The organism is bacterium, assembly GCA_026398675.1.
Taxonomy (GTDB): Bacteria; RBG-13-66-14; RBG-13-66-14; order RBG-13-66-14; family RBG-13-66-14; genus RBG-13-66-14.
The window spans coordinates 1-8,317 of sequence record JAPLSK010000378.1; the positions used below are offsets into that span (position 1 = coordinate 1).

6 protein-coding genes are annotated in these 8,317 nt (G+C 64.7%); 3 read left to right on the top strand and 3 right to left on the bottom strand.

The window, feature by feature from the left end:
- From NTW26_11325 to NTW26_11335, 3 genes are all read left to right on the top strand, one after another.
- Positions 1–1,488, top strand: a 1,488-nt coding sequence (locus NTW26_11325; protein MCX7022837.1) for an ATPase, T2SS/T4P/T4SS family, incomplete at its 5' end; no start/stop codon positions are given.
- A 66-nt stretch (positions 1,489–1,554) separates the two neighbouring features.
- Positions 1,555–2,079, top strand: coding sequence for a hypothetical protein (locus tag NTW26_11330; protein MCX7022838.1), 525 nt, complete (start codon positions 1,555–1,557; stop codon positions 2,077–2,079).
- A gap of 102 nt (positions 2,080–2,181) precedes the next feature.
- The gene (locus NTW26_11335) at positions 2,182–3,483 is read left to right on the top strand and encodes a hypothetical protein (protein MCX7022839.1); all 1,302 of its coding nucleotides are present in this window, start codon (positions 2,182–2,184) and stop codon (positions 3,481–3,483) included.
- 297 nt (positions 3,484–3,780) lie between these two features.
- Here the strand turns inward: NTW26_11335 and NTW26_11340 are convergent, their stop codons facing one another.
- From NTW26_11340 to NTW26_11350, 3 genes are all read right to left on the bottom strand, one after another.
- Entirely contained in the window at positions 3,781–4,284 is a 504-nt protein-coding gene (locus NTW26_11340) for a hypothetical protein (GenBank protein ID MCX7022840.1), read from the bottom strand.
- Positions 4,285–4,314: 30 nt separating this feature from the next.
- A complete protein-coding gene (locus NTW26_11345) occupies positions 4,315–5,169 on the bottom strand; it encodes an AgmX/PglI C-terminal domain-containing protein (protein MCX7022841.1) in 855 nt (284 codons plus the stop codon).
- Positions 5,170–5,347: 178 nt separating this feature from the next.
- Positions 5,348–7,642: an ATP-dependent Clp protease ATP-binding subunit gene (locus tag NTW26_11350; GenBank protein MCX7022842.1), complete on the bottom strand. Its 2,295-nt coding sequence runs from the start codon at positions 7,640–7,642 to the stop codon at positions 5,348–5,350.
- Positions 7,643–8,317 lie beyond the last annotated feature (675 nt).

Here is an 8,317-nt window from a genome sequence, read left to right on the forward strand (position 1 = left end):
CCCGTTCCCGACGGTTTCCGGTACACCACGTTGCTGGCCGGGCTCCTGCCGGTCCGCGAGGCGAAGAAGTACGGGGTCGTGCCGTTGAAAGAGGACCGGCGCCGCCTGGCCATCGGCACCTCCGAGCCCCAGAACGTCCCCGTCCTCGACGAGCTGGCCTTCGTGACCGGCAAGGAGGTCGTCCCTTACCTGATGCTGGAAATGGAGCTGGCCGACGCCCTGGACGCGGTTTACACCGACGCCGGCCGGAAGCGACCCGTGCCGGACCTCCCCCCGCCTCCCCCCGGCCGGCCGGTGGTCGGTGCGCGGCCGGCGGTCGAGCCGGTCTTCCAGGGCTACACGCCGGGCGCCGACAGCCCGGTGACGCGGTTGGTCGGGGCAGCCCTGGAAGCGGGGAGCGAGTTCATCCACCTCCAGGAGACGGACGGCAACCTCTACGTCCGCCTCCGGCGCGCCGGGGTTCTGGAGCCCGCCCCCTTCCAACTGCCCGCGAGCAGCCGGACTCTCCTCAACCAGATCAAGGTCCTGGCGGGGCTTCCCACCTCGGAGCGCACCCGGCAGCAGAAGGGCCACTTCCGCCTGAACCTGGGCGGCAACGCCGTGTCCGTTTCGGCCATCTTCGCCCCGACCGCCCGGGGTGAGCGCGCCGTGCTGCGCCTGGACACCAACCGCTCCGGGGTGCCCACCTTCGAGGAGCTGGCGGTGCCCGAGAAGTTGGCCGTTCTCCTGCGGGAGTCCGGCGAGGGCCGCCACGGGCTTATCGTCCTCTCCGGCCCGCCCTTCTCGCGCAAGAAAGACTTGGCCTACGCCCTTTTGGCCGATATGGACTCGAGGGGCCGGGCGATTCTGACCGTGGAGGAGCACACCACCTTCAGCCTGGATGAGGTGGACACCCTGCGTCCCCACCCCGAGGAGGGTCTCACCTACGCCGACGCCGTGGAGGCCGCCCTGGAGCAGGACCCCGACGTGCTATTCGTGGACGAGCTCTCCTCCGCCGAGGTGGCCAACACCCTCATCGGCGCAAGTTATGCCCGCATCCTGGTCATCCTCCGGCTGGCGAGCTCGGGCATCCTGTCGGCGGTGCTGGCCCTGAAGGAGATCGGCAAGGAGCCGTTCCTCCTCGCCAGCTCCCTGGCGCTGGTCACGAGCCAGCGGGAGCTCCGCCGCCTCTGCCCGCGCTGCAAGCGGCCTTACAAAGCCACGAAGGCGGTTCTCGACAGCCTTCACATCGCCGCCACGCGCCCCTTCACGTTCTACGAGGCGCCGGGCTGCGAGGAGTGCCACCACACCGGCTCCTCGGGAACGGCCCTCATCTACGAGCACCTGACGCCCAACGCCCAGATCAGGCAACTCCTGGCCGGGGACCTTTCCATCGAGGACCTCAGCCGGGCGGCCCGCCGGGCGGGGCTCCGGAGCGCCCGCGAAATCGGCCTCGAGCTGGCCCTCTCCGGCGACATCTCCGTGGCCGAGCTGTTGCGCCTGACGTAAAAAAAGGCCCGCGACGCCGCGCGAATAACCGCGATCCGCCCCGGGGGGCGGTTAAAAAAAACCAGCATGCCCGAGAAAGAACCGCCGAAGGACGAGCCGAAGAAGGATGAGCGCACGCTCACCCACCGCTACCTCGACGAGTTCCGCCAGGGCTTTCTGTACGAGGTCCTTCGTTGGGGCAACGACCGGTTGCTCCACGGCGGGAGCTTCATGCGGCTGGTGGAGAGGGCCTGCGCCGAGTTCGCCCGCGAGGGCCACACGGGATCGGACGCCGCCAGTACCATCTTCGAGGAGATATTCCGGAGCGAGAAGCTGGACCACCTTCTGGGCTGGCTGACCGGTGAACAGGTGATAACGGTGGACCCGGCGCGGGTGCTGGTGGCCTTCGAGGAGGCGCTGGAGCGGAGCATGGCGGCCGACCGCCATTTCTTCACCCGCTGGCGGGTGAGCCGCCTGACCGTGGAATTCCTGCGCACCCTGGAGCGGGTGCTGGGCGAGGACGGATACCTGACCGAGCGGTTCCGTTTCGAGTACGGCCTGTTCCTGGAGTCGCTGGGGGACGGCCGCGAAGGCCGACGGCTGACGGAATAGCGGGGGTCGGGCGCGGGCAATTTAAGACAAGGGGTTTTCCCGGGGGGCCCATTTATAACCCCATGTAGGGCAGTCGGAACTACGACGTAGGCGAAGGATCCAGTGCGACTCCGAAACGTGACATTCGCAAACTGGCTTCGGAACCATGACCAGAAGGACCCAAAGGAGCGATGGCTGCGCGAGCTCTACCCATGGCCCGTCTTGGCCCAAGTGGAGTGCGATGCGAACGAGGTCGGCCGAGTACAGCGAATCACCTATGACGACGTTGAGTATGACGTGACACTTAAATCCGTACGTTGGCAGCCAAAGCACGGGACCTACAGATATCGCCTTCTGGTGGAGTCGGATGGTCTCGGGTGGCACTCGCGCTCGTTCTCGGATGAGTTCGACATGTGCGGGGCACCGGGCGGGACCTTCGTTACCCTGTTCCATACTAAGAAAGAAGAGCCACTTGAGAAAATTGCCAGAGCGTTCTTCGGGCGGAGATGGGACGACCTTAGAACCGACTCGTTCAAGAGCCTTGCTGTGTCGCGGTTTTTGGCCGCGAGCATTGTGGGACAAGTCGCGGAGCAAGCTTTCCAGGGAGTAGCATTGACGCACTATCCGGAGACGCGACTCTTCGGTGGAGCGACCCCCATGCTCGCGAGCGGCCACGACCTGTGGCTGGGTTACCGCTTCTTTTCGGAGAATGCTTATGAATGGGCACGCCGCAGCGCTGGGAGCGCGTCGCGAGTCGTCGCCCTATACTTCGCGGACACGAAGTACCAGTTCAGAACCGACCTTCCTAGCGGCATAGAGGTGCAGTCGATTGCCCAGCTCGACTCCACTGAACTTGGCGGGCAATATGAAGACCTCATCCTTGCCCTGCTACGCGGGCTTGAAGTCCCGACCATGGCACCTGCTCCCGAGCAACTTGCTCCCATAGTCTTGGGACGCGCCCAAGCACCCGTTGCCCCAGTCATGGAAGCGGACGTGCATGAGGCCCTTGCAGCGCTCAAGCGTCCATGTCGGTCAAAGTCGGAGCTCCGTTACCAACTTGCTGCGGCTGTTGTCCTCAACGCTTGGATTGAGAATGAGCGGCGCTTGGGGTTCGTCCAGCGAAAGAAGTTCTACGCCTTCAAAGAGAAGATTGATTCCCTCGCGAAGTGGGCGGCTAAGGCAAGACTGCCCGGCGTCACATTGTGGGCAGAGGCGCTGTCCGGCTTCAAAACGCCTGTTCTCTACGTGCGGATCGATGATGTCGACTTTAGTTTCCATGCGATCCCAACAGCGCGCCACCTTCTCAATTCAGGCCACGAGCAACTCACGTGGAGCGGCGTCCGGTTAAAGCCAATCGCACCACTCGTACTTGCGTGGGCAAGAGCATTGCGGAGTAATACCACCACGGGTACCCCGTGCGAGTAGCCCGTGACCCGATGCTACGCTGCCCAACAAGGCGATGCAGCGGACCGGCTGCGCCGGCCGCTGACCGCCATGACGTTTTTCCATGCAAGGAGCTGAAGCCCCTTGTCTCGCGTAGGGGTGGGCTGAAGCCCCTCGTCCGGGAGCGGGGGGCGACCCTCGGATCGATGGCCTTTTTCTATTCCGCCCCCGCCCGGCCCAAGGAGAGGAATCGTCGTCCGGCGGGATGATGCTGGAACTGTGTCCTCCGCCACCCAAAAAAACGGACCCCGCCGGGTCCGCCTTTTTTATATAAATCGGCTAATCCCCTCCGCCTTCGGGCGAGGTCTCCTCCGTACCCCCTCCGCCCGCGGAGAGGTCTATCACGACGGGCTGCCGGGGCGGCATGAATATGTAGGGCACGGTCACGGTGACCCAGCCCTGGTAGTCGGCCTCGGGCACCGGCGGCAGCGTCCAGGTGACTATGAGTTCGCAGATGGCGTCGGCCAGCTTTACGCTGCCGGTGGTGTTCTCCACGGGGATGCAGCCGGAGATGGTACCGTCGGCCTCCAGGGTGAACATCACCTTCATGTCGCCGACGATGCTCTGGTCCTCGAAGTAGAAGCCGTTGTAGACGTCCACGATGGCCGATTGGCGCTTGTAGAGCTCTTCGGAGATGATCTGGGGATGCCGTTGGGACGAGCCGGCGGCCGGCCCCTCCACCTTTATCAACTCGACCCCCTCCTGGATCGCCTGAAACTCGCTCACGGCGGCGGCCGGAAGGGCGGCCAGGAGCACGAGAATAAATGCAATCGAACGATCCATGTTTCGGTTACCTCCGCGAGAGTGAAAACGCTATTTGCCGGGGGCATAGCTCGGTTCGCCGGGGGCGTAGCTCGCTTTGCTCGGTTCGCTCGGTTCGTCGGCGCGACCGGAACCGAAGTAAATCGGGTAAGTGACGACCACGTCGTGACCGGTGTCCGAGTCTTCCAGGGCGCTGAACTTCCAGCCGGCGATTTTGGTCGCCACGTCGCCGGCCAGGCTCACCGCCCCGGTGGTGTTCTCCAGGATGCTCACCCGGTCCACCGTCCCGGAGTCGTGGATGACGAACTCGAAAGTTATGGTCCCGGAAAGGCTGGGATTGCCCAGTAGATAAACGTCGTAGATGTCTTCGAGTTCCCTGAGCTGGGGATTGATATCCTTGTCGATCCAGTACGGCCTCCGTCGCGGGTGCAGCTCGGCGCCCGCCTGGAGCGGCCTCACGTCCAGGGGAGAGTACCGTACCCCGTTGGAGAAGACAAAGGGGTACTCGCAGGTCACCTGTCCGGGGTGCTTCTCGTCGCGGTTCGGGACGAAGAACCAGTGGGAGACCTTGTCCACCAGCGCGTCCACCAGGTCCTGATTCCGCAGGCTCTCCTCCACCACCTCCATGTCGCAGACGTACCCGTCCTCCTGGATGGTGAAGCGGAGGACGAGGCTGCCCTCGACCCGGCCGCCGGCGTCCAGGTATTCCTGATAGACGTACCGGAGGCGGCTCGACAGGTCGTGGATTTTGGCGTTGATGCGGTTGGGCAGGCGAGATTCCGACTCCACCGCCGGGCCGGTGATGGAGATGACCTCCTCGTCGGCCACCTGGGCTACCCGGATCTCGGTGTCGGCGAGGGCGGCGTAGAACATAAAGAACAAAACGATGGGTACGGCCCAGCGCAAATCCACCCCCGCCCGGAAACGAGCGTAGCGAGTAATGCCCCGGCAAAACGAGCGTAGCGAGTAATGCCCCGGCGAAACGAGCGAAGCGAGTACTACCCCCCGGCGAATCGGTTGGGTTAGTATAGCGCATTCCCGGCGTCCTTTCCAGACCCCGGGATCCCTGGGGATGAAAGTCCTCTCAGGAGAAGGCCAAGGCGCCGCCCTCGACGCCCACATTCACCGTGCCGCCGGAGGAGTAGCGGCCGTCCAGAATCATCCCGGCCAGTTCGTTGGTCAAGAGTCGGTTGACGGTGCGCCGTAGCGGCCGGGCGCCGTACCGGGGATCGTACCCCTGCTGCACCAGGAGCTCCTTGGCCGCGGCGTCTATCTCGAAGCCGATCCCCTGGTCCTTTAAAAGCCCCCGCACCTCGCCGAGGAGCAGCTCCACGATCCGCAGGAGGTTGCCCCTGGAGAGGGGGTGGAAGACGATTATCTCGTCCACGCGGTTCAGGAATTCCGGGCGGAAATGGTCGTGCAGCTCGTCCAGGCACACCCGCCGCATCTGGTCGTAAACCTCCTCATCGCCGTCGAGGCCGATGCGCTCCGCGATTTCGAGGATGCGCCGGGCGCCGACGTTGGAGGTCATTATTATGAGCGCGTTCTTGAAGTCCACGGTGCGCCCGTGCGAGTCGGTGAGCCGCCCGTCGTCCAGAACCTGCAGGAGGGCGTTGAAGACGTCCCCCTCCTCGTAGCCCACGTAGCCGGGGGGCGCGCCGATGAGCCGGGTCACGGAGAATTTCTCCATGTACTCGCTCATGTCTATGCGGGTAATGGCGCCCTTGTCGCCGTAGAGGAACTCGGCCAGGGCCTTGGCCAGCTCGGTCTTGCCGATGCCGGTGGGTCCGAGGAAGAGGAATGAGCCCTGGGGCCGGTCGGGGTCCGCGAGACCGGCGCGGTGCTGCCGGACGACCCGGGACACGGCGTCCACCGCCTCGTCCTGGCCGAGGACCCGCCGGTGCAGGTGCTCCTCCAGGTGCCGCAGGCGCTCCCGCTCGTCGGCGGAGCGCTGGCTGACGGGGACGCCGGTCCAGCGGCTGACCACGCGGGCCACGTCCTCGGGCGTCACCAGGGAGCGGTTCGCCGCCTCGGTCTTTTTCTTGTTCCACTCTTCCTCGGCGATGCGCAGGCGGTCCCGGAGCTCGAGGACCTTGGCGTGGGCCAGGGCCGCGGCTTCGTAATCCTGCTTGGCGGAACGCTCTCGCTCGTCGGCCTCGTGCTCCTCGACCTCGGCGCGCAGGCGGGCCAGGTCCGGCGGGACGACGAGGTTGTCCAGGTGGACCCTGGCCGCCGCCTCGTCCATGCAGTCTATGGCCTTGTCGGGGAGGAATCGGTCGCTGACGAAACGGGCCGAGAGCCGCGCCGCGGCCTCCACCGCCTCGCCCGATATCTTCACCTGGTGGTGCTCTTCGTACTTGGGGCGCAGGCCCTCGAGGATGGCCACGGTCTCTTCCACCGTGGGCTCCTCGACGAGCACCGGCTGGAAGCGGCGCTCCAGGGCCGCGTCCTTTTCGATGTGCTTGCGGTACTCGGCGAGGGTGGTGGCCCCGATGGCCTGGAGCTCGCCGCGGGCCAGGGCGGGTTTGAGGATGTTGGCGGCGTCGATGGCGCCCTCAGCGGCTCCGGCCCCCACTATCACGTGCAGCTCGTCCAGGAATAGAATGTACTTGCCGCCCTCGACCTCTTTCAGGAGCTTCTTCAGCCGCTCCTCGAACTCGCCGCGGTACTTCGAGCCGGCCACGACCGACGCCAGGTCCAGTAGGATGACCTTCTTGTCCAGCAGCGACTCGGGCACCCGGCGCTCCACGATGGCCTGGGCCAGCCCCTCGACGATGGCGGTCTTGCCCACGCCCGGTTCGCCGATGAGCGCGGGGTTGTTCTTCGTCCGGCGGGAGAGAACCTGGATGACGCGGTCAATTACTTCCTCGCGGCCGATGACGGGGTCGAGCTTGCCCCGGCGGGCCAGCTCGGTCAGGTCGCGGCCGAAGGTCTTGAGGGCGGAGTCGGCGTCCTCGCCCGCGGGTGCGCCCAGCTCGGCCAGGAGCTCGGCCGTGGGGATGTGGAGAGCGGCCAGGACGCGGTTGGCGCCCGAGTTGGAATCCGCCAGAATCGCGGCCAGGATGTGCGCCGGTCCGGCCTTCTTCCCCTCGGACTCGGCCACGGACTGCGCCGCCCGGTTTATCGCGGCCTCGGCCCGGGGGGTGAAGGAGAGCTGGGCGGTCCGCGCTGGCTTGGTCAGCAGCCGCTTGAGCTCGTCGGTGACGGCGTCGAAGGTGGCGCCGCGCTTGGCGAGGGCCGCGGCGGCGTCAGTGCCGATTTGGCGCGCTATACCCGCCAGGAGGTGCTCAGTGCCGATGTAATCGAAGCCGAGGGTTTTCGCGATATCCTGCGCGGAATGAACGACTTCCAGGGCGTTTTGGTCCAGATGCCTCTCCATTTTCCTCCGGTTTTTTTACATACAAAAGTCCGTTCGGAGGGGATTATCGCAATAAGCGTTCCAGGGCGGTGGTGCGGGCGACGATGGTTCTGGAGACGACGGTCCTGGCCGGCGGGGTGCTGGGGGCGCTGCTCAGCTTGGCCGAAGGGGTCGCCGGGATGATCCTGCTGGCAAAACCTCCCGTTTCGGTTAGACTGTCGGTTGTGGAGAAGTGGTGTCAGTTGCCGCGCCGGTGGACCGGTGTATTAGGTTGTAATGTGCACCGACATTGCGGTATATTATCCTCCCCTCGCGCCCGGACCCGGCGGCATCCGCCGGGATAACTTCAATGGCCATGCACGGTTACGTGTTTTGTGACCCCATGTAACCGCAGAGATTTGAAATCGGAAGATGGTTTGAAAAATACTATAATTTTCTGCTTGAAAGTAGCCCGACCTTATCATAAACTTATCACTATCATCGTATTCAAACTCGGGGCAGAAAACTGAACCCCTGGACCCAAAAACCAAAACAAGGAGCCACAATGAAGAAATTACTCGTCCTCGGCCTCGTTCTGGCTCTGCTCGTCCCGGCCGCGTTCGCGACGAACAATGCTGTCGGCAAGTTCGGCGTCGGCCTCGAGTTTGGCCCCGGCGAGATGATGCTGTGGGACGGCAATGCTCTGGATCTGGGCCT